Consider the following 24,611-nt stretch of genomic DNA (forward strand, 5'->3'; position numbering starts at 1 on the left):
AACTTCTGCAAGTAATTTGCATTCATTTTTTACATTTTATAGCGTCTATTCTATAATGAAATAAAGATAGAAGGTTTTAGCGAAAAGGGGTCTTAAAATGAGCGAAGATTATAAAGCAAAGATTGATGCGTTAATTGCCGGAGAGATAGAGACAATCACGATTAACCCAGATGAATTTATGGCTTTTCAACTTGTTTGGCAAAAAGAGAAGTTACGTAAAGCAATCGTTGGTAATGCGCAAAGAGAAGGCCAGATTATTTATAAGTATGTCAGTTTAAAAAACTAAAAAAATGACTAAAGACTTGTATCATTTTTTAAATAATGGTACTATTTATCTCTAGAGGTTAATGCGTTTAACTTACTAATGAAAACGCGTTCTTTGCTTTTGTAAGTGGGTTATGCATTTTTCTAAAATAAAAAATATAGAACACCGAGGAGATAATTAATTATGGAAAAGAAAGACTTTCACGTAATCGCAGAAACAGGTATCCACGCACGTCCAGCTACATTATTGGTACAAGCAGCAAGTAAATTTACTTCTGACGTTGCTTTGGTTTACGGAGAAAAATCAGTAAACTTAAAATCAATCATGGGCGTTATGTCATTAGGCGTTGGTCAAAATGCTGACGTAACAATCACTGCTGATGGTGCTGACGAAGTAGACGCAATCGCAGCTATTACAGAAACAATGACGAAAGAAGGACTTGCTGAATAATGTCGAAAATGCTAAAAGGGATTGCTGCTAGTGATGGTATTGCCATTGCTAAAGCATATATGTTAGTTCAACCCGATTTATCATTCTCGCAAGTAAGCATTGAAGACCCAGAGTCAGAAATCAAACGTCTTGATACTGCCGTTGCAGCAGCAAGCGAAGATTTGAAGTTAATCAAACAAAAAGCTGCAGAAAACCTCGGCGCTGAAGAAGCCGAGGTTTTTGAAGCCCATTTGACAATTCTTTCGGATCCTGAACTTATGGGTAACATTGGCGATAAAATCAAAAATGATAAAGTTAACGCCGAAGCTGCATTGAAAGATGTTACAGATATGTTCATCTCAATGTTCGAAGGCATGACTGATAATGCTTATATGCAAGAACGTGCCGGCGATATCCGTGATGTTACAAAACGTGTAATGAGTCATTTATTAGGCGTTTCTATCCCTAATCCTGCGCTTATTGACCAAGAAGTCGTGGTCATTGCGCATGATTTAACACCATCGGATACTGCCCAATTAAATCGTAAATTCGTTAAAGGGTTTATTACTGATGTTGGTGGACGTACTTCTCATTCTGCTATTATGTCTCGTACACTTGAAATTCCTGCTGTTGTAGGCGCTGGAAATCCAACGACTGCAATTACAGAAGGCGATATGGTTATTGTTGATGGTATCAATGGTGACGGAATTATCAATCCTACTGCTGAAGAAATCTCAACTTACGAAGCAAAAGCAAAGGCTTTTTCTGATCAAAAGGCTGAATGGGAAGAATTAAAAGACGCTAAAACGGTTACGGCTGATGGTGTTCATTTTGATTTAGCTGCTAATATTGGTACGCCTAAAGATGTTGCTGGTGCACTAGATAATGGTGCCGAAGCAGTCGGTTTATTCCGTTCAGAATTCTTATACATGGATGCCAGTGAATTACCTTCAGAAGATGATCAATTTGAAGCTTACAAAGCTGCAGTTGAAGGTATGAACGGTAAACAAGTTGTCGTAAGAACAATGGATATTGGTGGCGATAAGGAATTACCTTATCTACCATTACCAGAGGAAATGAATCCTTTCTTAGGTTATCGTGCAATCCGAATTAGTTTGGATCGTCAAGATATCTTCAGAACACAACTTCGCGCATTACTTAGAGCTTCTCATTACGGACAATTAGCAATCATGTTCCCTATGATTGCAACCGTTGATGAGTTCAAAGCAGCTAAGGCTATCTACGTTGAAGAACGTACTAAATTAATCGATGCTGGTGTGCCAGTAGCAGAAAAACTTGAAGTCGGTATGATGATGGAAATTCCTGCTGCTGTTATGAATGGTGATCATTTAGCTAAATATGCTGATTTCTTCAGTATTGGCACAAATGATTTAATTCAGTACTCAATGGCCGCTGATCGAGGTAACGAACAAGTTTCATACCTTTACCAACCTTATAACCCATCAATTTTACGTTTGATCAAAATGGTAATTGATACGGCTCATAAAGAAGGTAAGTGGGCAGGTATGTGTGGTGAAATGGCCGGAGATCAAATTGCCGTGCCAATCCTAGCCGGCATGGGACTTGATGAATTCTCAATGAGCGCTTCATCAATTCTTAAAACACGTAGTCTAATGAAAAAATTAGATACAACGAAAATGAAAGAATTGGCTGATAAGGCTGTCACTGATTGTGAAACTAATGAAGAAGTTATCGCATTAGTTGAATCTTACATGAAGTAATTCAAATATTAAAAAAACTGATAATTTCGATTATCAGTTTTTTTGTGTTTATTTTAATTGGGAATGAATGAGAATAATGTACTTTTATTGCATAACGAACCAGAAACCAATATAATTAAGGATATTATACTAGAACAGACAAGGGGACCTTATCGTGAATATTGGGATTTTTACAGATACATATTTTCCACAAGTGAGCGGTGTGGCGACTTCAATAAAGACACTAAGAAATGAGCTCGAAAAAGAAGGCCATACGGTCTATATTTTTACAACAACTGATCCGCACGTTGATAAGACGGTTTATGAACGTAATATCTTTAGGTTTTCTAGCATCCCATTTGTCTCCTTCACGGATCGACGAATCGCTGTTAGAGGCTTATTTCAAGCGTATCAAGTGGCTAAGGAATTAAACCTAGATGTTATTCATACGCAAACCGAATTTTCTATGGGATGGATTGGTAAATTTGTTGCGAGAAATTTAAAAGTGCCTTGTTTACACACATATCACACGATGTATGAAGATTATTTGCATTATATTGCTAATGGTAAACTGTTAAAACCTTATCATGTTAAACAAATGACAAAAACATTTGCTTATCACATGAGTGGAATTGTGGCACCAAGTGATCGTGTTCAAAATCTACTGCAAAAATATGGTGTGAAATCAGAAATGCGTATTATTCCAACTGGCGTAGATATCTCTCAATTTGAGCAATTAGAAACTGAGGATTATCGGTCTAAGTTAGGTATTGCTGAAGATCGCCCAGTTATGCTTGCTTTGAGTCGATTAGCTTTTGAAAAGAATACAAAAGAAATAATTGATGTTATGCCTGCAATTGTTGAAAAAACGCCAGATATTTTATTCTTAATTGTTGGGGATGGCCCAGCTCGTGAGACGCTTGAAGAACAAGTCGTTAGTATGAATTTAGAATCTAATGTGCGCTTTACTGGCGAAGTCGATAATGACGAGGTCTTCCATTACTATCAATTGGCCGACTTATTTATCTCCGCTTCAGTTACGGAATCACAAGGATTAACGTTTATTGAAGCCTTAGCGGCTGGCACACCAGTACTTGCTAAGACGGGTGATTATACTGACGAATTAATAGATAAACCAGAAATAGGGAAGACGTTTGCTTCTGAAGATGAGATGGTTACAGATGTTATCGACTATCTCAATAAGCGTGATCAAGTAATTGACCCTGAGCCACGTTTAAATAAATTAAAAGAAATTTCGGCAGCAACATTTGGCTCTAAAGTTGCCGCATTCTATCAAGATGCGCAAATTCAATATGTAGAATTAGAAGAGGAAGATGACGAAATTAGTCATTTATAAACGTACCTATTTTTTAAAGGAGTTTCAGCCATGCTATTAATTAACATGTTTTCTGCAGCCGACTCGGTTAAAGGACAAGGAGTTGGTAGTGCCTATACCGAAATGATGAGGTTACTCAAAGAACGTTTTCCGACTGAATTTAAAATCAGTGTGAATAAGTATAGCCGTTCCGATATTAGTCACTACCATACGATTAATTTTCCGTATTATCTTTCGACTTTTATGCCTGGTCGTGGTAAAAAAATTGGTTACGTCCATTTTTTACCGGAAACATTAGAAGGCAGCGTTAAAATCCCGCAACCTTTTAAAACCATTTTTTATTGGTACGTGATTGCTTTTTATAAGCGAATGGATCATATCGTTGTTGTTAATCCAAGTTTTATACCAAAACTCGAAGCAGCTAAGATTCCTAAAGAACATGTGACGTATATTCCTAATTTTGTGTCAAAAAAAGTTTTTTATGAAAAAACGGCAGAAGAGAAACAAACTTTTAGAGACGAATTAAATATTCCAGCTGATAAGTTTATTGTCTTTGGTGATGGACAAGTTCAAGAAAGAAAAGGTGTGCCTGACTTTATTACTCTGGCCAAACAGAATCCTGATATTCAGTTTATCTGGGCTGGTGGCTTCTCATTTGGGAAGTTAACTGATGGTTACGCGGAACTAAAGAAGGTAGTCGATAATCCACCAAGTAATTTAATTTTTACTGGCATTATTGATCGTGAGGCATTGGTGAATTATTACAATATTGCTAATCTTTTCTTATTACCATCCTTTAATGAACTGTTTCCAATGTCAGTGTTAGAGGCATTTAGCTGTGGTACGCCTGTACTATTGCGTGACCTTGACCTTTATAAAGCGGTTATTGACGGTTATTATGATGCCGCAACGGATGTTGATGACATGCAAATTAAATTGAGAAAATTAAAAGAAGATCCTAATGCTTTAACGGTATTACACGATAAAGCAGATCAGGCGTCAGCTTATTACTCTGAGGACAGGCTGGCCGAGATTTGGCATCAATTTTATTTGGACCAGAGCAAAGAGGATTAAAAAATGACTCGAAAAAATGTAGGACTATTGATATTGATGGTCATAATTGGAATGGGTATATTTGCTTATTCGTTAAGAAATGTGTCGCTGGAGTCACTCATTAAGGACTTAGTTAACATAAATGTTTGGTGGCTACTCGTTGCGGTATTTTGCGTTTGTATGTATTTTGTATTTGAAGCATTTATCGTCAAACGATTTCTTAGGGGACAACATAAAAAATTTACATTCAAGAATGCTATCCGTATCCCGTTAATTGAACAATTATTTAATGGAATTACACCTTTTTCAACAGGTGGGCAGCCCGCACAATTGTTTGCAATGGCTCAATCTGGTATTGATGCAGGACGCGCCAGTTCAATTTTATTAATGAAATTCGTTGTTTACCAAGCTATGATCGTAATTAATTTCATTGTTTGTTTATTGATTGGGTTTCAATACATACAAGATAAAGTGAACTACTTGATGGTTTTTGTGATTTTTGGATTTGTAATCCATTTAGCCGTAATTATTGGTTTGTTAATGATTATGTACTGGTACGCTTTTACTAAAAAATTAGTGGCCGCTTGTATGTTGGTTGTTAAGTTATTCGTTAAAGGTGATAAATTTGAGCGCTTAAATACGAGCATCTATTCAAAGATAGAGAACTTTCACAAAGAGAGTTTACGGATGAAAAACGAAAAGAAAATATTATTTGATGTTTTCGTGCTAACGTTTTTCCAATTAGCCTTTTACTATTTGGTACCATATTTCATCATGTTGTCACTCGGCTATACGTCAGTGGACATTGTTATGATTACGGCGCTTCACGTGCTGATTGTGATGGTTATTTCACTCTTCCCAATTCCTGGTGGAACCGGTGGAGCGGAATACAGCTTTGCAATTGTCTTTTCTAGTTTCATGACGAGTCATAGTAAATTAATATTAGCCATGCTGTTGTGGCGTGTGCTGACTTACTATCTTGGCTTGTTCGCTGGGATGTTCGCGTTAGTCATGAAACCGGACAAAGTAGAAGAAGTGGGACTAGATGATTAAATAGGTAAAAAGTGGGGGTCAATATGGATTTGAAACGTCAAGAATTAATTCAATTCATTTTAGATCGAACAAACACAACCGAGTCTTATCCATTCAATAATCCGAGTCGGAAACAAACTATCTTGTGGACGATTATGAAACAAGTTAGTAGCGGTAAGATGATGGCAATGATTTTTGAAAGAGATGACAAGTTATTGTTAAACCTAAAATTAAAGCCAGAACATGTTGATCAAATGAAACATGTGGACGGTGTTACATCTGGGTTTCATATGAATAAAAAATATTGGTTAACAATTGATATTCAGGATACGGATGTTACTCAAATTGAATTAGAAAATATGATTATTGAGAGTGATTCGTTAACAAAACGGTAAATTAATAAGGCACTAAACCATCTAGATTCTCTAAATGGTTTAGTGCCTTATTTTTATGGTCATGTATTTACTTGTTTTCTGTCATATAAGCATTTAAACGTTCCATACCAGCAACTAAGTTATCCATACTTGCGGCATAACTTAGGCGGATATAACCTTTACCAGATTCGCCAAAGGCAGTACCTGGAATTAAAGCAAGCTTGTGATTGAATGCTAGGTCTTTGCAAAATGCCATTGCATCTTGATTATAACCTTCAGGGATTTTAGCAAAGATATAAAAAGCGCCACTGGGTTCCGCCATTTCAAAGTGCATTTTTTTCATCTCTGTCATTACAAAATCACGACGTTTTTTATATTCAACGTTCATAATACGACCGTCATCCTTACCATCGCGTAAAGCGGCAATACCAGCACGTTGTGAAACACTCGTTGCGGATGTAACTAGATATTGGTGGACCTTCTTTAATTCGTCAGTCATAGCTTTAGGTGCGAGTAAAAACCCAATTCGCCAACCTGTCATTGCATGTGACTTAGATAAGCCATTGATTAAGACAGTCTGGTCACGAATATATTTAGCAATCGAAATATGGTTATGTCCATAAGTTAATTCACTATAAATTTCGTCACTGATAGCCCAAAGTTTTTGTGTTCGGATTTCATCGGTTATCGCAATAATTTCGTCTTCAGTCCAAGAAATACCAGTTGGATTACTTGGATTAATCAAGATAATCCCCTTAATGGTTTCGTCGGGATTGTCAGCAATGGCTTGGTTAATCATGTCGGGCGTTAATCTGAAGTTGTTATCACGTGTATCAATGTAGATGGGTTTAATCCGGTTTAAGGTAATTAATGGCATGTAACCGGGATAAAGCGGAGTAGGAACAAGAACCGCATCCCCCGGATTGAAAATAGTTTGTAAGGCAGTTGCGATAGCTTCAGTAGCACCAACCGTGACTAATATTTCAGATTGAGCATCATAACTAACACCATATTTTTCATTGAAAAATTCACTGGCGGCCGTACGTAATTCAATATCGCCAGCCATTCCCATATAATGGGAGTAATTTTCATTAATGGCTTCAATGGCAGCCTTTTTAATATGATCCGGCGTATTGAAATCTGGTTCGCCCATAGTTAACTTAATCATACCGGGAATTTGGCTCACTTCATCATCAAATTGACGAATATCTGAAACTTCTATTTTGAATACTTGATCGTTCAAATCTTTTCTAAATAAACCCATTTTATCGGCCTCCAAGTCTAATAACTAATAGTTTAGCATAAAAACATGTTAAGAAACGATTATAATCTGTATAATCAGGTGTAAATACGGAGAAACTTTGGTATTATTAACTATGATATTGAAAGGGGAACAACTATGAAAAATTCTCAGTTAGTCGCAATCATTAGCCGCTTAGAGGCTATGCAAAAAGAAGAAAACGGCGAAATCCAAACAAGACACTTCGAACGTGAAGGCGTTGAAAAAGGAATCGTTGAATATGATCCAGCTATGAAGGCATATACGTTAGAAGATTTAGGTAACCATACTAGATTTCCATTTGATGATATTGATTTAATTGCAATGGAAGTTTACGATTTATTGTTTGGTTAATCATTAACTGAAACATAGATTTAAAGACATTTTCGTGTTCTCGAAAATCGATCTTAAAAAAATGGAGGCACTAAGATGCGGTCAACTTTAAAATATGTTCAGGATAAATTGAGCTCAAGATGGGGTTTCTTCCTCTTGACGCTCGTTTTATTTTGGATTAAAACTGTCGTTGCGTACGAAACAAAATTTACGCTTGGTTCGACGGGGAGCATGCAACAATTTTTACTTTATTTAAACCCAATCCCAACGGCTTTATTGCTGTTCGGAATTGCAATTTACTTTAGAGGTAAAAAATCATATTGGATTTTGCTGATTGTTGATTTTATTCAAACAACATGGCTTTTTGCAAATATGGTCTATTATCGTGAATTTTCAGATTTTCTATCACTAGGAATCATTAAAAATTCAGGTTCAGTTGCAAATAACTTAGATAAAGGAATTGCTGGTATTTTACGTCCAACTGATTTTTTCGTTTATCTTGATGTTATTCTTCTAATTTTGTTACTTATATTTAAGTTAGTCAAAATTGATTATAATCCAATCAAGAAACGTTACGCTTTTATTGTGACAATTGCGTCTATTCTTTTAACTGCCGGTAACTTAGGTCTAGCCGGTAAAGATCGTCCTCAATTGTTAACGAGAACTTTTGATAATAACTATATTGTTAAATATTTGGGCTTAAATTTCTATGCCGGATATAACGTTTATCAAACACAAAAAGAAAGTGCGACACGTAAAAATGCAACATCAAAAGATATGGATGAAGTCCTGAGTTATTTGAATAAGAATCGTGCGGGTTCAAATATTCAATACTATGGAAAAGCAAAGGGTAAAAACGTCTTTGTGCTTCATTTAGAAAGTTTCCAACAGTTCATGATTGATTATAAATGGGATGGGCAAGAAGTAACGCCTACCATTAATAAATATTATCATGATCAAAACACGTTATCGTTTGATAATTTCTTCCATCAAGTAGGACAGGGGAAAACGTCTGATGCCGAAATGATGTTGGAATCATCACTTTACGGATTACCATCTGGGTCAGCAATGACAACTTATGGGACACAAAATACATTCCAATCAGCGCCAGCTATTCTTGATCAAAAAGGCTACTCAACGGCGGCTTTCCATGGTGACGTGGGTAGTTTCTGGAATCGTAATAATACGTATAAATCATTTGGGTACCAATACTTCTTCAGCGAACCTTATTATGATGTCAAAACTAACTACAAAGTTGGTTATGGGATGAAAGATAAGATTTTCTTGAAGCAGTCAACTAAGTACATTGAGCAACTACCTCAACCATTCTATGCGAAATTAATTACATTAACTAACCACTATCCATATGATTTGGATAGTGCAAATGTCTCGATTAAAAAGACGACCACAGATGATAGTACAGTTGATGGATACGTACAAACGTCTAAATACTTGGACCAATCATTTGAAGAATTTGTTAGTTATTTGAAGAAATCTGGGCTATACAAAGATAGTATGATTGTCATGTATGGTGATCATTACGGGATCTCTAATAATCATAAAAAGGCTATTGCACAACTTTTAGGTAAAAAAGAAGTTACGAGTTATGATTTAACAATGTTCCAGAAGGTTCCATTCATGATTCATATGGATGGCCTTAAGGGTGGCATTAATCATACTTATGGTGGTGAAATTGATGTTTTACCAACCTTACTTGATCTATTAGGGGTTAAAAATACGGATACGGTTCAATTTGGTAATGATTTATTGTCAAAAAATCGTAATCAAACCGTGGCCTTTAGAAATGGTGATTTCGTTTCGCCAAACTTTACTAAAGTCGGGAATACGACATACGATACGAAGACCGGTAAAGAAATTAAGACTCTAACGGCGGAACAACAAAAAACTTATGATAAAGAATTGAAGCACGTGACAACGTCATTATCATTATCTGATAGTGTTATCACAGGTGATTTATTAAGATTCTACACGCCAAGTAATTTTACTAAGGTGAATAAATCTGATTACAATTACAAAAAGAGTAAAGCGCTAGAAACACTGAAAAAAGCACAGAAAAAAGAAAAAACAAGCTTAATTGAACAACATGGTGGTGTATCTACTGAAGATCTATTCAAGACAGACGCACCAGAACTGAAATAACGACTAAAGTCATAACACTATGTTATGGCTTTTTTTGTAACCTTTACACAATCTTTACAATTCAACCACATGACCTTTACATTGAAAATATAAACTGGATGTATGAGTTAAATGTCGAGAATTTGCGGAGGAAGTTATGATGAGAAAAGGGCCTTTAGTATTGGTTGGCGGTATTTTAACAGTTATGTTATTAGTTTTATCGGGGTGTGAAACACAATCGAGTTCAGGTAAATCGATCACAATTGTTGGATCAACCGCTTTACAACCGTTAGTAGAAGCGGCTGGTGAACAATATGGTACCGAAAATGTTGGTGTCTTTGTCAACGTTCAGGGTGGTGGTTCTGGAACAGGATTGAGTCAAGTTCAAGAAAAAGCCGTAAGTATTGGTAATTCGGATGTATTTGCTGAAGAGAAAAAAGGGATCGATGCCAGTAAATTGGTTGATCATCAAGTTGGTGTTGTGGGGATTACACCGGTTGTGAACAAAGACGTTGGCGTTAAAAATGTCTCTAAGAAACAACTTATTGCAATTTTTACTGGTAAACTAACGAATTGGAAACAATTAGGCGGTGAAGACTTGCCAATCGTTCTATTGAATCGCGCAACTGGTTCTGGAACACGATTAACATTTGAAAAATGGGGCTTAGACGGCCAACAAAGTAAGGATGCGCAGGAACAAGATTCAACGGGGATGGTACGTCAGATTGTCGGATCAACGCCTGGTGCAATTAGTTATATGGCGTTCTCGTACGTAGATAAAACGGTTGATTCGCTTTCCGTTGATAATGTGAAACCAACTGAAAGTAATGTGGCCTCAAACAAATGGAAAATCTGGTCATATGAACATATGTATACGAATGGTGCACCCACTGGCTTAACTAAACAATTCTTAGACTATATGACGTCAGACAAAATTCAAAAACAAGTTGTTAGCAAATTAGGTTATATTCCAACCACGCAGATGGAAGTCAAACGTTCTGTTGATGGAAAAATTATAGCAATTAAGAAGGGGATGTAGGTATGGATCCGATTCGTGAAAGTTTACTAAAAAAGTCTAAAGCATCTAAACTTGAGATGCGCGGTAAAATAATTACTTATTTCTGTATTGGGTTAATTGTTGCCATTGTTCTTGCTATCTTTTATTTTGTGGCTTCAAAGGGATTAGCGACATTCTTTACTGATAAAGTGTCAATTAAAGATTTTTTATTGGGTAAAAGTTGGAATCCCGGAACACTAGACAAATCAGGTAAGCCAGAAGTTGGTGCTTTACCCATGATTTCTGGATCGTTCTTTGTCACATTCTTATCAGCATTAATTGCGACACCATTTGCGATTGGAACGGCCATTTTTATGGTTGAAATATCGCCTAATAAAGGTAGTCGAATTTTACAACCGGTTACTGAATTATTAGTCGGTATTCCTTCAGTCGTGTATGGATTTATCGGTCTTTCAGTAGTTGTACCTTTTGTCCGGAGTATTTTTGGTGGGACGGGGTTCGGTATTTTATCAGGAACATTCGTTTTATTTGTGATGATTTTGCCAACGGTAACGTCAATGACTGTTGATACCTTGAAATCAGTCCCTCGCTACTACCGTGAAGCTTCATTAGCTTTAGGAGCAACCCGCTGGCAAACAATCTATAAAGTTATTTTAAGGGCAGCAACACCGGGCATTATGACTGCTGTTGTCTTCGGGATGGCACGTGCTTTTGGTGAGGCTTTAGCTGTTCAAATGGTTATTGGTAATGCATCATTAATGCCATCAAGTTTAATTACACCATCATCAACATTAACAAGTATTTTGACAATGGGAATTGGGAATACAGTCATGGGTTCATTAGAAAATAATGCGCTTTGGTCACTTGCCTTAATTCTATTATTAATGTCATTATTCTTTAATATGGTTGTAAGAGTTATTGGTAAGAGAGGGGCGCTTAAATAATGAATCCTAAAAAAGCAGATAAAATTGCTACAAGTATTTTATACGGTATCGCAGGATTTGTTGTTCTAGTTCTGGCTGCCTTACTTGGTTATATATTAGTTCGAGGATTGCCACATGTTAGCTGGCAATTTTTAACAACTCCAGCGAAATCATTTTCAAGCGGTGGTGGTGTTGGTATTCAGTTGTTTAACTCATTCTATCTCTTGTTATTAACGTTACTGATTTCATTTCCTATCTCATTGGGAGCGGGTATTTGGTTATCAGAATATGCAAAGAACAACTGGGTAACAACTGTTATCAGAACATCTGTTGAAATTTTAAGTTCATTACCTTCAGTTGTCGTTGGTCTTTTTGGTTTCTTAATTTTCGTTGTTCAATTTAACTTTGGATTTTCAATTCTATCGGGTGCATTAGCGTTAACATTCTTTAATTTACCTTTATTAACAAGATCAATTGAAGAATCATTACGTGCAATTCCGTACTCACAACGTGAAGCTGGGTTTTCATTAGGTTTGTCACGTTGGGAAACTGTGACCAGAGTGGTCGTTCCGGATGCAGTACCTGGTATTTTAACAGGAGTTATTTTAAGTGCTGGCCGGATCTTTGGTGAAGCCGCTGCTTTAATTTACACGGCCGGACAAAGTGCACCTGCTTTAGATTTCACAAACTGGAATCCAGCAAATATTGCAAGTCCATTAAATCCAATGCGTCCAGCTGAAACGTTAGCCGTTCATATTTGGAAGATTAACTCAGAAGGTATTATGCCGGATGCATCGGCTGTTTCAGCTGGTGCATCGGCTGTCTTAATCATCGCCGTTTTATTATTTAACTTCTTGGCACGTTTTGGTGGTAAGGCACTTTATCGTAAAATCACATCAAGCAAATAAATCATTCAGGGGGTCAAGAATATGGCAGAAAATAATATTGAAAAATCTAGAATTATGACCTTCAATGAGGATAAACATGAAATTGCCTTAGAGACAAAAGATTTACATGTTCATTATGGGTCTAATGAAGCAATTAGGGATGTTAGTTTACAATTTGAACGGTTTAAAATAACGGCATTAATTGGTGCGTCTGGTTCTGGTAAATCAACTTACCTAAGGTCATTGAACCGGATGAATGATGGGATTGCTGATGTCACAGGGAAAATTATCTATCGTGACTTGGACATTAATAAAGATGATGTTGATATTTATGAAATGAGAAAACATATTGGGATGGTTTTTCAACGACCTAACCCATTTTCAAAATCAATTTATGAAAATATTACGTTTGCTTTAAAACGTCATGGTATGAAGGATAAACAATTACTTGAAGAACGTGTTGAAAAATCGTTAAAACAGGCCGCACTCTGGGATCAAGTTAAAGATGATTTGAATGTCAGTGCCTTATCATTATCTGGTGGACAACAACAACGTTTGTGTATTGCTAGAGCAATCGCCATGGAACCTGATATTCTATTGTTAGATGAACCGGCGAGTGCCTTAGATCCAATTTCAAGTCGAATTGTTGAAGAATCACTTTTAGAGTTAAAAGAAAAATACACAATTATTATTGTGACACATAATATGCAACAGGCATCACGTATTTCGGATTACACGGCATTTTTCCATTCAGGAAACGCAGTTGAATTTGATAAAACGACAACTATTTTCACACGACCTACAATTAAATTAACGGATGACTATGTTTCAGGAAACTTCGGTTAAGGGGGAGCGCAAATGAGTAAGATAATTGAAACGAATGATGTTCATTTGTATTATGGTAAGAAAGAAGCGCTCAAAGGCATTGATCTCGACTTTAATGAAAAGGGGATTACTGCGTTAATTGGACCTTCCGGTTGTGGTAAATCAACTTATTTAAGAACGTTAAATCGCATGAATGATTTAATCCCGGGCGTCACTATTACTGGTGCCGTAAAATTAAAGGGTGAAGATATCTATGGTCCTAAAATGGATACGGTAAGTTTACGTAAAAATGTGGGTATGGTATTCCAACAACCTAATCCATTTCCATTCTCAATTTATGAAAATGTCGTTTATGGCTTGCGTTTGGCTGGTATTAAAGATAAAGCGACATTAGACGAAGCCGTTGAAAAAAGTTTAAAACAGGCGGCCGTTTGGGATGACGTCAAAGATGATTTAGGAAAAAATGCGCTCGCTTTATCCGGTGGACAACAACAACGTGTCTGCATCGCACGCGTATTAGCGGTTGAACCTGAAGTTATTTTATTAGATGAACCCACTAGTGCTTTGGACCCAGGTTCAAGTAGTAAAATCGAAAATATGTTGCTAGAATTGCGTGAAAAATATACTATTATAATAGTGACTCATAATTTACAACAAGCTTCTCGAATTTCAGATCGAACGGCTTTCTTTTTGGAAGGCCATTTAATTGAAGTTGCACCAACGAGAGAATTATTTACACAACCTAAGCATCAAGAAACGGATGACTACATTAGTGGTCGATTCGGTTAAGGAAGGAAGACAAAATCATGCGATTACTTTTTGATGAAGAACAAGAAAAGCTACACATTAGATTTAGTGAAATGGGCATGATGGTTAGTGAAGCAATTCATAAATCTGTCAGTGCCTTCATTAATCACGACAAAGAATTGGCTCATGAAGTCATTGTCGGGGATTACAAGATTAACGAACGTGAGATGAAGTTGGAAAAGCAAACGCTTGAAATGATTGCGCTGTACCAACCGGTGACGAGCGATTTACGAGATATCGTCACTGTTTTGAAGGCTATTTCAGATTTAGAACGAATGGGTGACCATGCGGTAAGTATCGCAAGATCGACAATCCGTGTTAAGGGTAATCCTAGAGTGCGAGAAATCGAAGATGAGATTGGTATTATGGGTGATCATGCACGTAAAATGGTTGAAGAAGTTCTAACTGCCTATATTAAAAAAGATGCTGAAAAAGCACGTAAAGTGGCTAAATCAGATCTTGAAATCGATCAGTACTTTACAACTATTTATGATCAATGTATCCATGAAATGAAGACTAATCCGGAAACGGTTGTGGGAAGTGCTGACTATTTAATGGTTGCCACATACCTTGAACGTATCGGTGATTATGTGACTAACGTCTGTGAATGGATTGTATACTTGAAAAATGGTCGGATTACTGAATTAAACCCCGGTAAATCTGAGTTAGAAAAAGAAAACGAATAAGTAGTAGTTATTCGATAGCTGACAATTTAATAATTGTTAGCTATTTTTTTAGTTAAACGTTAAAATTTAAGTAAAGAACACGCTTTAGAATTGTCAAATAAGTATGATAAGAAGTACAATGGTGGTAGATTATTCTGAATGGAGGAACTATAAAATGAAAACAAATAAAAAATTTACAAAATCAAACAATAGAATTATATCTGGCGTTGCAGCTGGACTTGCTGAATACTTGAATTGGAATCCAACGCTTGTCAGATTTCTATTCTTAATGCTAATTTTTGCGACAAAAGGCGCATTTATCCTTGTCTATATCTTGTTAGCAATTAGTATTCCAGGGAAGAAACGTTCATTTACTAGTTCTTTTGAGCAGTTTACATCTAGTGCTGGTCAACGAACTGGATCAACAACCAAAAATAAAAGTGACCGTAAAATTATAAAAGATGTAGAAGTAACAGATAAAAAATAATAATGAGGTGATTCATATGGGATTTTGGCAACGTGTTTTAATTAATGCCGTGTTATTCTTGGCAATATCTGGCTTTTTTCCGGATACTCTATTCGTAAAAAGTATCTGGGTAGCGTTAATTGCCAGTTTTGTATTAGCTGTTTTAAATATGTTAGTTAAACCATTCTTAGTGATACTGTCACTACCGGTGACAATATTTAGTTTAGGCTTTTTCTATCTAATCATTAATGCGTTCATGTTACAAATGACGTCCTTTTTCGTGGGTAATGAATTTAAATTCTCGAGTTTTTGGGCGGCATTTGTGATTTCAATCGTGATGAGTATTTCCAACACGATTGTAACAAATTACTTTATTCAAAATAGACAATAGGGGGCACTAATATGGCCAATGAAGTCTCAGTTAGAAATTTAGTAGATGCAATGGGATTAACCGTTTTAATTGGAAAAGAGTACCTGGATGATAAAAAAATAACAACAAGTGATATCTCACGTCCGGGTCTTGAATTGACGGGGTATTTTAATTTTTACCCTAAAGAACGTATTCAGTTATTTGGGATGACGGAGCATGCTTATGCAAACGGATTAACACATGAGAATCGGCAAGTTGTGATGGATCAACTGGCGACAGACCAAACGCCATGTTTTGTTGTTTCAAATGATTTAGATGTGCCGCTTGAGCTGTTAGAGATTGTTAAAGAGCGACATATTCCAATCTTAATTTCTAAGTTAACAACTTCTCGTCTATCTTCTAACATGGTTAACTATCTGGAAGCTAGACTTTCAGAACGCCAATCAATTCATGGTGTTTTAGTCGATATTTATGGACTTGGTGTGATGATTACCGGTGATTCAGGTGTTGGTAAATCAGAAACAGCACTTGAATTAATTAGACGTGGTCATCGATTAATTGCTGATGATCGTGTAGATGTTTTCCAAAAAGATGAAGAGACACTTGTTGGTGAAGCGCCTGCAATTTTGAAACATTTACTTGAAATTCGTGGCATTGGTATTATTGATATTATGAATTTATTTGGTGCAGGTGCAGTCCGTGATGACACGGATATCTCACTTATTATTCATTTAGAGAATTGGTCACCAGATAAACAATTTGATCGATTGGGTAATGGTGAAGAGTTCGTGAAGATTTTCGATGTGAATTTACCTAAAATTTCGGTACCAGTTAAAACTGGACGTAACTTGGCCATCATTATTGAAGTCGCTGCGATGAACTTCCGTGCGAAAACAATGGGTTATGATGCAACAAAAGTATTTGAAGATAATTTAAATGGATTAATCCAAACAAATTCAAAAAAAGATTAGAGATTGGATGAGAGTGAATTGAATTTTTTATTAGCCGCATTGAATCCTATAGCCTTTAAATTAGGCCCCAGTGAAGTCCGCTGGTATGGTGTCATCATTGCCAGTGCCGTGATTCTTGCGATTATCTTGGCAATATTTGAAGGTAAGAAGATAGGTATCGATGAAGATACCATTTATGATATGGTTTTATGGGCATTACCAATCTCAATTGTTTCCGCACGTCTCTATTATGTTGTTTTTGAGTGGTCTTATTACTCACAACATCTAAGCGAGATTTATCGTATCTGGGATGGTGGAATCGCCATTTACGGTGGCTTAATTGGGGCAATAATAACAGTCGTTGTGTTCAGTCAGCGCCGTCATTTATCGGCATGGCTGTTGTTCGATTTAACGGCACCAGTTGTTTTACTCGCACAGTCAATTGGCCGTTGGGGTAATTTTGTTAATCAAGAGGCCCATGGTGGAAAGACAACGTTAGAGGTGTTACAAAATTTACATCTACCTGGATTTATTATTAATCAAATGAATATTGACGGTACATATTATCAACCAACGTTCTTATATGAATCATTGTGGAGTCTGGTCGGCTTCTTCATCTTAATTAGCTTACGACATCGATTACACCTTTTTAAACGCGGTGAGATTTTATTTACGTACCTTATCTGGTATTCATTTGGTCGGTTCTTTATTGAAGGGATGAGAACGGATAGCTTAATGTTATTCTCAACAATCCGTGTTTCTCAATTGCTTTCATTAGTGATTTTTGTTGGCTCAATTAGTTGGTTGTTATTAAGAAGATATTGGGAACCACAGAATCAATGGTATTTGGACGGACAATAGAAATAAATTTAATGCTATTAGACTTAGAATTTGGTATGCTTAGAATGAATAAATTTTGAAGGAGATTATATAATGACAAAAAAAGTAGCAGTATTAGGTGCCGGTTCTTGGGGCAGTATCTTGGCTGATATCCTAACTGAAAATGGTCATGATGTCAGACTTTGGTCAAACGTTCCAGCACAAGTAGCAGAAATGAATGAGTTCCATACGAACACACATTACTTGGATGATTATACTTATTCTAAAGATCTACATGCATATGACGATTTAAAAGAAGCTTTGGATCAAGTTGACGCTATTTTATTTGTTGTTCCAACAAAAGCAAGCCGTATCGTTGCTAAACAAGTAGCAACGATCTTAAAAGAAACAGGTAACAAACCAATTGTTATTCATGCAAGTAAAGGATTAGAACAAGTAACACATAAACGTATTTCAGAAGTAATTGAAGAAGAAATTTCTGCTGATATTCGTGGTAGTGTCGTTGTCTTTTCTGGTCCAAGTCATGCTGAAGAAGTTGCTAATCGTGATTTAACAACAATCGTATCAGCAAGTGCTGATCCTGCTGCTGCAAGTTTTGTTCAAGATCTCTTCATGAATAAATTCTTGAGAATCTACACAAACAATGATGTTATTGGTGTAGAAATTGGTGCAGCTATGAAAAATATTATTGCCGTTGGTGCTGGTATGTTACATGGTATGGGCTATGGCGATAATGCTAAAGCGGCTTTAATTACTCGTGGATTAGCAGAAATTGCGCGTTTAGGAACATCATTCGGTGCTAACCAGTTAACTTTTATGGGTCTTTCTGGTGTGGGTGATTTAATCGTTACAGCTACGAGTGTGCATTCACGTAACTGGCGTGCCGGCGACCAATTAGGCAAAGGTAAATCATTAGATGACGTTGTTGCTGACATGGGTATGGTTATTGAAGGTGTTGGTACGGCTAAAGCAGCTTATGAATTAGCTCAACAACAAGGAATTGATATGCCAATTACAAATGCTATCTATGATGTCCTATATAATAATAAAGAAATTAACTTGGTAATCGAGTCTTTACTTAACCGTGAAGGTAAAGCTGAATTAGCAGAATAAAAGGGGATTAAACAATGCAAAAAGTTAAGAAAGCTATTATTCCTGCTGCCGGATTAGGAACGCGATTCTTACCAGCAACTAAAGCAATGGCAAAAGAAATGCTCCCAATTGTTGATAAACCAACGATTCAATTCATTGTTGAAGAGGCACGTCAATCAGGTATCGAAGATATCTTAATTGTTACGGGTAAAGGAAAACGACCAATTGAAGATCATTTTGATTCAGTGCCAGAACTTGAGGCTAATTTAGCAGCAAAGCATAAAGATGAATTACTTAAGTTAGTTGAAGAAACAACAGATATTAACTTGTATTTCATTCGCCAATCACATCCAAGAGGTCTTGGTGACGCTGTTTTAATGGCTAAAGACTTTGTTGGCGATGAACCGTTCGTTGTTATGTTAGGCGATGATTTAATGGAAGATAAAGTGCCATTAACGCGTCAATTGATGAATCGTTTTGATGAAACGCATGCATCAACTTTGGCTGTAATGAATGTCCCACACGAAGAAGTGTCGAAGTATGGTGTGATTAATCCAGAAGTTGAAGTTAAACCCGGCTTATTTAACGTTAAAAACTTTGTTGAAAAACCTACGCCCGAAGAGGCACCCAGTGACTTAGCCATCATTGGTCGTTACTTATTAACACCCGAAATTTTTGGGATTCTTGAACATCAAAAACCGGGTGCTGGGAATGAAGTTCAGTTGACTGATGCTATTGATGCATTGAATAAAGTGCAACGCGTTTTTGCCCATGAATTTAAGGGTACGAGATATGACGTTGGCTATAAGTTTGGTTACCTCAAGACGAGTATTGAGTATGGCTTGAAACATAAAGAAGTTAAAGATGAATTAAAAGAATACTTGAAAACTTTAGGTGCAAAATTAATTGCAGAAGATGCGGCTAAAAATAAATAAAATCGTTCTTTAAAGTTAAATGGGTCACAAGTTAGTTAAACTTGAGACCTATTTTTTATTTGAAGGGCAAGCAATTAGATGGACAAAAAAAGATGCATGGTGTATTGTTATATTACTTACTAAAAGGAAGAAGGTTAGGCTGATGACGAAAAAATATGATGTAGTTGTGATTGGTGCTGGACCCGGTGGAATGACTGCTGCGCTCTACGCATCACGTGCGAATCTATCGGTTTTAATGATTGATCGTGGTATCTATGGTGGGCAAATGAATAATACTGCCGAAGTTGAAAATTATCCTGGTTTCAAATCAATTTTAGGACCTGATTTGGCAAAAGAAATGTACGAAAGTTCGACACAGTTTGGAGCAGAATATGCTTATGGAAGCGTAAGCGATATTACAACCGAAGGTGACACGAAATTTATTACAACGGATAGCGATGTTTTTGAAACAAAAGCCTTAATTATTGCAACTGGTTCAGAGTATAAAAAATTAGGTGCTGAAGGCGAAGAAACCTTTGGTGGACGAGGCGTGTCATACTGTGCGGTGTGTGATGGGGCATTCTTTAAAAATCGTGAAGTTGTTGTTATTGGTGGCGGAGATTCAGCGATTGAAGAAGGTTCTTATTTAACACAATTAGCATCTAAGGTGACTGTTATTCATCGCCGTGATAAGTTACGCGCTCAAAAAATCTTGCAGGATCGTGCATTTGCAAACGATAAAATGGATTTTGTTTGGGATAGTAACGTCACAGATATTGTTGGCGATGATCGTAAAGTGACTGGTGTTAAAGTAACGAATAATCAAACTGGCGAAACGTCAGAAGTACCTGCCAGTGGTGTCTTTATCTATGTTGGTGTTAAACCAATGACAACGGCGTTCACAAAGCTTGGCATTACTGATGATTACGGTTGGATTCCAACTGACGAAAATATGCGTACTAATGTACCTGGTATTTTTGCGATTGGTGATGTTCGTAAGAAAGAATTGCGTCAGATTACGACTGCCGTTGGTGATGGTGGGATTGCTGGACAACAAGCATTCGGTTATCTTGAATCATTAAAAGATGCAGAATTAAACTAAAAGATTGAATGGGCCTTTTTATGGGCCTATTTTTTTGCTTGACTTTATGTGCAAATGCACATTATACTTATTTAAACTACTTATGCATAAAATAGTGTATAAACGTAAATCTAAGCGAGAAGAGAATTAGAATGACAAACAAAAAAAGAAACACAATCGGTGCGATTTTATTACTTGCGACTTTTGCCGCATTGCTAAATCAAACACTGATGATTACTGCCTTACCAAAATTAATTTCGGTGTTAAATGTTAATTTTGCAACGGCTCAATGGTTAACAACGGGATATATTTTAATGGTCGGGATTTCGACGCCATTGTCCGCAACCCTGTATGAAAAATATTCAACAAGACAGATCTTTATCGGAATTATGGTTGTTTTCCTTGTTGGTAGCCTGGTTGCATCAAGTGGTGCAAATTTCTGGGCAATCTTATTAGGTCGATTAATTCAGGCCGCAGCCGGTGGTGTGTTAACGACTTTCACGATGATTAGTATGATTACGATTAATCCAATTGAACGTCGTGGAACTGTAATGGGTCTTTCAATGCTGGTGATTTCAGCTGCACCAGCAATTGGGCCAACATTATCAGGGGTCATGATTACCTTTTTACCATGGAGAGCATTATTCATTTTTATTATTCCAATCATGCTCACTATTTTAATTATTGGTTTATTCATTTTACCTAATTACTCAGAAAAGCAAGCGGCTAAAATTGATTTTAAATCGTTTTTCTCATCATCGATTGGACTAACGGCTATCTTAATTGGTATTTCAATTATTAGAGAACAAGTATTAATTGCCCTTGGACTTATTGTAATTGGAACCTTAATTATGGTTTACTTTGGTCGACGTCAATTAACACTTAAAGAACCTTTCTTGAATATTCGTATTTTTAAAGTACGGTCATTTTCTACAATGATTTCATTAATCATGCTTGTTTTTGGTATCTTATTAGGAACTGAGTTAGTCATGCCAATGTTTCTAGAAAATAACCAACATCTATCAGGTATGACTGCTGGATTAATTATGTTGCCGGGAGCGGCAATTAATGCTATCATTTCTCCTATTGTTGGTAATCTCTATGACCAATATGGGTATAAAAAAATATTCGTGTTTGGTTTTTCAATGTTGATGATTTCAGTTTTGCCAATGCTATTATTAACGGCTGAATTTCCCGTTTGGCTCTCGGTTGTCACATATGCCATTCGTTTGGCAGGAGTTGGTGCAGTAATGGCACCAGCCACGACTGAAGCATTGAAGGATTTGAGTCCAGTAGAGATTAATCACGCAACAACATTAACGAATACATTAAGACAAATTAGTGGGTCATTATTTAATACAATTATTATTGTTATTGCCAGTATTCCGGCATCATTTGTAATTGGCTACCGTTTTTCAATGATCTTTATTATGGTAATCTCAATGCTAATCGGATTAATCGGATTAGTTTACTTTAGAAAAGAAAGAAAAAATTAAGGAGTTTTGAGATGCAAAATATGAATGGACGTTCTTTTTACGATACGCATGAAGTTGAAAAATTGACAACAATTTACAATAGAATGATTCGTTTAAGAATAAATGACACTTTAAAAGAATTTAAACTTTCTGAAAGTAATTTTTTTTATGTGTTATTAGTTTGTGAATCGCCTGGAATTAGTCAGGATAAACTAATCCAAAATATTTACCGGGATCACAGTGTCGTGACGCGTGCCATCTCAAAACTAATTAAAAATGGTTGGATTGAAAAGAAAATGTCCGACGTTGATAAACGGCAGACAGAACTCTACCCGACAGCTAAAGCGATTAATAACTATCAAGTTATTTTTGACAGAGTAACCGCCGTTAATGACGAGAGTGTAGCAGTCCTTAGCGAGGGAGAGACCGAGCAATTTAAGGTCCTTTTAGAGAAAGTAATTCAAGCAGGAATTGAGCGGGAACGCCTTTCTGGGAAAAAGATATCAGAATTATTCTGATATCTTTTTTATTATCCTGAATAGTAAGCGCATTTATTGTATAATAGAAATATTATATGAATGGGAGTGATATTTTGACTTGGGAAGACAGTTATTCAATATGGTTAAATGAAGAAACGTTAGATGCAACGCTCAAAAATCAAATTGTTTCGCTTAAAAATAACCAAGAAGATTTAAAGGAAGCTTTTTATCAACCAATGGAATTCGGTACTGCTGGGATGCGTGGTTTGATGGGACCCGGAATTAACCGGATGAACATTTACACAATTCGTCAAGCAACTGAAGGATTAGCTCGTTTTATGGACACGTTAGATGATGCAACTAAAATGCGCGGTGTCGCAATTAGTTACGATTCACGATACCAATCACAAGAGTTTGCTATGGAATCAGCTCGCGTTTTAGGCGTTCATGGTATTCCAAGTTTTGTCTTTGAAAGTTTACGTCCTACGCCAGAATTATCATTTGCAGTTCGTCATTTAGCTACTTATGCTGGAATTATGATTACAGCTAGCCATAACCCTAAACAGTACAATGGTTACAAGATTTACGGTGAAGACGGTGGTCAAATGCCACCTGAAGAATCAGACATGATTACCGGTTTTGTTCGTGAAGCTGATGATTTATTTGCTATTAAAGTAGGCGATGAAACAGCATTAAAAGCTGATAAAATGATTCAAATTATTGGTGAAGAAGTCGATGCTGCGTACCTTGCCGAAGTTAAAAAAGTCACGATTAATCAAAAATTAGTTGATGAAGTTGGTTCTTCAATGAAACTTGTTTTCACACCACTTCATGGAACAGGTAAAATGTTGGGCGAACGTGCTTTGAAACAAGCCGGCTTTGAACAATTTAAGATTGTGCCTGAACAAGCTGAAGGTGATCCTGAATTTCCAACGGTTAAATTACCTAACCCAGAAGACGCACCAGCATTTGATTTAGCTATTAAATGGGGCCGTCGTGAACATGCCGATTTATTGATTGCTGTTGATCCGGATGCTGATCGTATGGGTGTTGCCGTGCGCCAAGCTGATGGTGAATACAAATTATTAACGGGTAACCAAATTGCCGTTTTAATGTTTAATTACATTTTAACAGCCAGTGAAGACGCGGGCACATTACCTGCCAACGCTGTTGGGGTTAAATCAATTGTTTCAACTGAATTAGCAACTAAAATTGCCGAAGCACATCATGCAAAAATGATTAATGTGTTAACGGGCTTCAAATTTATTGCGGAACAAATTCAAAGTTATGAAGAAACAAATGAACATACCTTCATGTTTGGCTTTGAAGAAAGTTACGGTTACTTAATTCGTCCTTTCGTTCGTGATAAAGATGCAATTCAAGCATTAGTGATGTTGTCTGAAGTGGCTGCTTATTATAAACAATCTGATAAAACGTTATCTGATGGATTAGATGATTTGTTTAAAGAATATGGCTATTACGCTGAAAATACAAAAGCACTAACATTTGAAGGTATTGAAGGCGTTCAAAAAATTAAAGACTTGATGACTATTTTCCGTGAAGATGCACCTAAAGATTTTGCTGGTTTTAAAGTGTCTAAGTTAGAAGACTTTACAACTGGTATGGCACAATTAGCTGATGGAACATCTGAAGAAATTGGCTTACCAACGGCAAATGCTTTGAAATATATTTTAGAAGATGGTTCTTGGATTGCAATTCGTCCTTCAGGAACTGAACCAAAAATTAAATTTTATGTGGGAACACAAGCTGAAACAGATGAAAAGGCGCAAGCTAAATGCCTCGCATTTGAAGAAGCAATTATGGCAATCGTCAACGCCTAATTGGAGAGTAGCGCTAA

At 36.5% G+C, this 24,611-nt stretch carries 26 protein-coding genes; 25 read left to right on the plus strand and 1 reads right to left on the minus strand.

The features are described from left to right. Positions 1-97 precede the first annotated feature (97 nt). From FC66_RS01815 to FC66_RS01845, 7 genes are all read left to right on the plus strand, one after another. Positions 98-286: a hypothetical protein gene (locus FC66_RS01815; RefSeq protein ID WP_057973672.1), complete on the plus strand. Its 189-nt coding sequence runs from the start codon at positions 98-100 to the stop codon at positions 284-286. 162 nt (positions 287-448) lie between these two features. After that, entirely contained in the window at positions 449-715 is a 267-nt protein-coding gene (locus FC66_RS01820; RefSeq protein ID WP_057973673.1) for a phosphocarrier protein HPr, read from the plus strand. Next, positions 715-2,436 (plus strand): phosphoenolpyruvate--protein phosphotransferase, encoded by a 1,722-nt coding sequence (ptsP, locus tag FC66_RS01825; RefSeq protein WP_057973674.1) that lies wholly within the window; start codon positions 715-717, stop codon positions 2,434-2,436. Before FC66_RS01820 ends, ptsP begins: the two co-directional genes overlap by 1 nt. A 154-nt stretch (positions 2,437-2,590) precedes the next feature. Next, positions 2,591-3,772 (plus strand): glycosyltransferase family 4 protein, encoded by a 1,182-nt coding sequence (locus FC66_RS01830; protein WP_057973675.1) that lies wholly within the window; start codon positions 2,591-2,593, stop codon positions 3,770-3,772. Between the two features lie 30 nt (positions 3,773-3,802). After that, a complete protein-coding gene (locus FC66_RS01835; RefSeq protein ID WP_057973676.1) occupies positions 3,803-4,825 on the plus strand; it encodes a glycosyltransferase family 4 protein in 1,023 nt (340 codons plus the stop codon). Positions 4,826-4,828: 3 nt separating this feature from the next. Next, on the plus strand, positions 4,829-5,857 hold the full coding sequence (locus FC66_RS01840) for a lysylphosphatidylglycerol synthase transmembrane domain-containing protein (protein WP_057973677.1): 1,029 nt from the start codon (positions 4,829-4,831) through the stop codon (positions 5,855-5,857). A gap of 23 nt (positions 5,858-5,880) precedes the next feature. Continuing rightward, entirely contained in the window at positions 5,881-6,231 is a 351-nt protein-coding gene (locus FC66_RS01845; RefSeq protein ID WP_057973678.1) for an MmcQ/YjbR family DNA-binding protein, read from the plus strand. A 67-nt stretch (positions 6,232-6,298) separates the two neighbouring features. Here the strand turns inward: FC66_RS01845 and FC66_RS01850 are convergent, their stop codons facing one another. Then, positions 6,299-7,474: a pyridoxal phosphate-dependent aminotransferase gene (locus FC66_RS01850; RefSeq protein ID WP_057973679.1), complete on the minus strand. Its 1,176-nt coding sequence runs from the start codon at positions 7,472-7,474 to the stop codon at positions 6,299-6,301. Between the two features lie 135 nt (positions 7,475-7,609). On the opposite strand from FC66_RS01850, the gene FC66_RS01855 reads away from it, so the two are divergent. From FC66_RS01855 to FC66_RS01940, 18 genes are all read left to right on the plus strand, one after another. Beyond that, on the plus strand, positions 7,610-7,843 hold the full coding sequence (locus FC66_RS01855; protein WP_057973680.1) for a YkuJ family protein: 234 nt from the start codon (positions 7,610-7,612) through the stop codon (positions 7,841-7,843). Positions 7,844-7,918: 75 nt separating this feature from the next. Continuing rightward, the gene (locus tag FC66_RS01860) at positions 7,919-9,982 is read left to right on the plus strand and encodes an LTA synthase family protein (RefSeq protein WP_057973681.1); all 2,064 of its coding nucleotides are present in this window, start codon (positions 7,919-7,921) and stop codon (positions 9,980-9,982) included. Between the two features lie 184 nt (positions 9,983-10,166). Beyond that, on the plus strand, positions 10,167-11,000 hold the full coding sequence (locus tag FC66_RS01865; protein WP_420911469.1) for a phosphate ABC transporter substrate-binding protein PstS family protein: 834 nt from the start codon (positions 10,167-10,169) through the stop codon (positions 10,998-11,000). Between the two features lie 2 nt (positions 11,001-11,002). Beyond that, positions 11,003-11,923, plus strand: coding sequence for a phosphate ABC transporter permease subunit PstC (gene pstC, locus FC66_RS01870; protein ID WP_057973683.1), 921 nt, complete (start codon positions 11,003-11,005; stop codon positions 11,921-11,923). Further along, positions 11,923-12,810 (plus strand): phosphate ABC transporter permease PstA, encoded by an 888-nt coding sequence (pstA, locus tag FC66_RS01875; RefSeq protein WP_057973684.1) that lies wholly within the window; start codon positions 11,923-11,925, stop codon positions 12,808-12,810. The genes pstC and pstA overlap by 1 nt, the downstream gene beginning before the upstream one ends. Positions 12,811-12,831: 21 nt before the next feature. Beyond that, entirely contained in the window at positions 12,832-13,635 is an 804-nt protein-coding gene (gene pstB / locus FC66_RS01880; protein ID WP_057973685.1) for a phosphate ABC transporter ATP-binding protein PstB, read from the plus strand. Positions 13,636-13,647: 12 nt separating this feature from the next. Further along, the gene (gene pstB / locus FC66_RS01885) at positions 13,648-14,403 is read left to right on the plus strand and encodes a phosphate ABC transporter ATP-binding protein PstB (RefSeq protein WP_057973686.1); all 756 of its coding nucleotides are present in this window, start codon (positions 13,648-13,650) and stop codon (positions 14,401-14,403) included. Positions 14,404-14,420: 17 nt separating this feature from the next. After that, complete coding sequence (gene phoU, locus FC66_RS01890) at positions 14,421-15,107, plus strand: phosphate signaling complex protein PhoU (RefSeq protein ID WP_057973687.1); 687 nt, start codon at positions 14,421-14,423, stop codon at positions 15,105-15,107. Between the two features lie 154 nt (positions 15,108-15,261). Further along, positions 15,262-15,573, plus strand: a complete 312-nt coding sequence (locus FC66_RS01895; RefSeq protein WP_057973688.1) for a PspC domain-containing protein — start codon at positions 15,262-15,264, stop codon at positions 15,571-15,573. Positions 15,574-15,589: 16 nt separating this feature from the next. After that, positions 15,590-15,943 (plus strand): phage holin family protein, encoded by a 354-nt coding sequence (locus FC66_RS01900; RefSeq protein ID WP_057973689.1) that lies wholly within the window; start codon positions 15,590-15,592, stop codon positions 15,941-15,943. An 11-nt stretch (positions 15,944-15,954) separates the two neighbouring features. Then, positions 15,955-16,893 (plus strand): HPr(Ser) kinase/phosphatase, encoded by a 939-nt coding sequence (gene hprK, locus FC66_RS01905; RefSeq protein ID WP_057973690.1) that lies wholly within the window; start codon positions 15,955-15,957, stop codon positions 16,891-16,893. An 18-nt stretch (positions 16,894-16,911) separates the two neighbouring features. Beyond that, positions 16,912-17,733 (plus strand): prolipoprotein diacylglyceryl transferase, encoded by an 822-nt coding sequence (gene lgt, locus FC66_RS01910; protein ID WP_057973937.1) that lies wholly within the window; start codon positions 16,912-16,914, stop codon positions 17,731-17,733. A 72-nt stretch (positions 17,734-17,805) separates the two neighbouring features. Further along, on the plus strand, positions 17,806-18,825 hold the full coding sequence (locus tag FC66_RS01915) for an NAD(P)H-dependent glycerol-3-phosphate dehydrogenase (RefSeq protein WP_057973691.1): 1,020 nt from the start codon (positions 17,806-17,808) through the stop codon (positions 18,823-18,825). Between the two features lie 14 nt (positions 18,826-18,839). After that, on the plus strand, positions 18,840-19,739 hold the full coding sequence (gene galU, locus FC66_RS01920; protein WP_057973692.1) for a UTP--glucose-1-phosphate uridylyltransferase GalU: 900 nt from the start codon (positions 18,840-18,842) through the stop codon (positions 19,737-19,739). Between the two features lie 142 nt (positions 19,740-19,881). Then, the gene (gene trxB / locus FC66_RS01925; RefSeq protein ID WP_057973693.1) at positions 19,882-20,820 is read left to right on the plus strand and encodes a thioredoxin-disulfide reductase; all 939 of its coding nucleotides are present in this window, start codon (positions 19,882-19,884) and stop codon (positions 20,818-20,820) included. 131 nt (positions 20,821-20,951) lie between these two features. Next, the gene (locus FC66_RS01930; RefSeq protein ID WP_057973694.1) at positions 20,952-22,295 is read left to right on the plus strand and encodes a DHA2 family efflux MFS transporter permease subunit; all 1,344 of its coding nucleotides are present in this window, start codon (positions 20,952-20,954) and stop codon (positions 22,293-22,295) included. Between the two features lie 11 nt (positions 22,296-22,306). Then, entirely contained in the window at positions 22,307-22,792 is a 486-nt protein-coding gene (locus FC66_RS01935) for a MarR family winged helix-turn-helix transcriptional regulator (RefSeq protein WP_057973695.1), read from the plus strand. A gap of 74 nt (positions 22,793-22,866) precedes the next feature. Further along, positions 22,867-24,594 (plus strand): phospho-sugar mutase, encoded by a 1,728-nt coding sequence (locus tag FC66_RS01940; protein WP_057973938.1) that lies wholly within the window; start codon positions 22,867-22,869, stop codon positions 24,592-24,594. The last annotated feature ends 17 nt before the right edge of the window (positions 24,595-24,611 follow it).

The organism is Dellaglioa algida DSM 15638 (genome assembly GCF_001434695.1).
GTDB lineage: Bacteria > Bacillota > Bacilli > Lactobacillales > Lactobacillaceae > Dellaglioa > Dellaglioa algida.

What these genes read in the sequence shown, in the direction of transcription:
- FC66_RS01900 (WP_057973689.1), top strand. Translation starts at nt 15,590, where the DNA reads ATGGGATTTTGGCAACGTGTTTTAATTAATGCCGTGTTATTCTTGGCA.
- FC66_RS01820 (WP_057973673.1), top strand. Translation starts at nt 449, where the DNA reads ATGGAAAAGAAAGACTTTCACGTAATCGCAGAAACAGGTATCCACGCA.
- FC66_RS01930 (WP_057973694.1), top strand. Translation starts at nt 20,952, where the DNA reads ATGACAAACAAAAAAAGAAACACAATCGGTGCGATTTTATTACTTGCG.
- pstB (WP_057973685.1), top strand. Translation starts at nt 12,832, where the DNA reads ATGGCAGAAAATAATATTGAAAAATCTAGAATTATGACCTTCAATGAG.
- FC66_RS01895 (WP_057973688.1), top strand. Translation starts at nt 15,262, where the DNA reads ATGAAAACAAATAAAAAATTTACAAAATCAAACAATAGAATTATATCT.
- pstB (WP_057973686.1), top strand. Translation starts at nt 13,648, where the DNA reads ATGAGTAAGATAATTGAAACGAATGATGTTCATTTGTATTATGGTAAG.
- pstA (WP_057973684.1), top strand. Translation starts at nt 11,923, where the DNA reads ATGAATCCTAAAAAAGCAGATAAAATTGCTACAAGTATTTTATACGGT.
- FC66_RS01815 (WP_057973672.1), top strand. Translation starts at nt 98, where the DNA reads ATGAGCGAAGATTATAAAGCAAAGATTGATGCGTTAATTGCCGGAGAG.
- FC66_RS01855 (WP_057973680.1), top strand. Translation starts at nt 7,610, where the DNA reads ATGAAAAATTCTCAGTTAGTCGCAATCATTAGCCGCTTAGAGGCTATG.
- pstC (WP_057973683.1), top strand. Translation starts at nt 11,003, where the DNA reads ATGGATCCGATTCGTGAAAGTTTACTAAAAAAGTCTAAAGCATCTAAA.
- hprK (WP_057973690.1), top strand. Translation starts at nt 15,955, where the DNA reads ATGGCCAATGAAGTCTCAGTTAGAAATTTAGTAGATGCAATGGGATTA.
- trxB (WP_057973693.1), top strand. Translation starts at nt 19,882, where the DNA reads ATGACGAAAAAATATGATGTAGTTGTGATTGGTGCTGGACCCGGTGGA.
- FC66_RS01835 (WP_057973676.1), top strand. Translation starts at nt 3,803, where the DNA reads ATGCTATTAATTAACATGTTTTCTGCAGCCGACTCGGTTAAAGGACAA.
- ptsP (WP_057973674.1), top strand. Translation starts at nt 715, where the DNA reads ATGTCGAAAATGCTAAAAGGGATTGCTGCTAGTGATGGTATTGCCATT.
- phoU (WP_057973687.1), top strand. Translation starts at nt 14,421, where the DNA reads ATGCGATTACTTTTTGATGAAGAACAAGAAAAGCTACACATTAGATTT.
- FC66_RS01935 (WP_057973695.1), top strand. Translation starts at nt 22,307, where the DNA reads ATGCAAAATATGAATGGACGTTCTTTTTACGATACGCATGAAGTTGAA.
- FC66_RS01840 (WP_057973677.1), top strand. Translation starts at nt 4,829, where the DNA reads ATGACTCGAAAAAATGTAGGACTATTGATATTGATGGTCATAATTGGA.
- FC66_RS01845 (WP_057973678.1), top strand. Translation starts at nt 5,881, where the DNA reads ATGGATTTGAAACGTCAAGAATTAATTCAATTCATTTTAGATCGAACA.
- FC66_RS01860 (WP_057973681.1), top strand. Translation starts at nt 7,919, where the DNA reads ATGCGGTCAACTTTAAAATATGTTCAGGATAAATTGAGCTCAAGATGG.
- galU (WP_057973692.1), top strand. Translation starts at nt 18,840, where the DNA reads ATGCAAAAAGTTAAGAAAGCTATTATTCCTGCTGCCGGATTAGGAACG.
- FC66_RS01915 (WP_057973691.1), top strand. Translation starts at nt 17,806, where the DNA reads ATGACAAAAAAAGTAGCAGTATTAGGTGCCGGTTCTTGGGGCAGTATC.
- FC66_RS01850 (WP_057973679.1), bottom strand. Translation starts at nt 7,474, where the DNA reads ATGGGTTTATTTAGAAAAGATTTGAACGATCAAGTATTCAAAATAGAA.
- FC66_RS01865 (WP_420911469.1), top strand. Translation starts at nt 10,167, where the DNA reads ATGTTATTAGTTTTATCGGGGTGTGAAACACAATCGAGTTCAGGTAAA.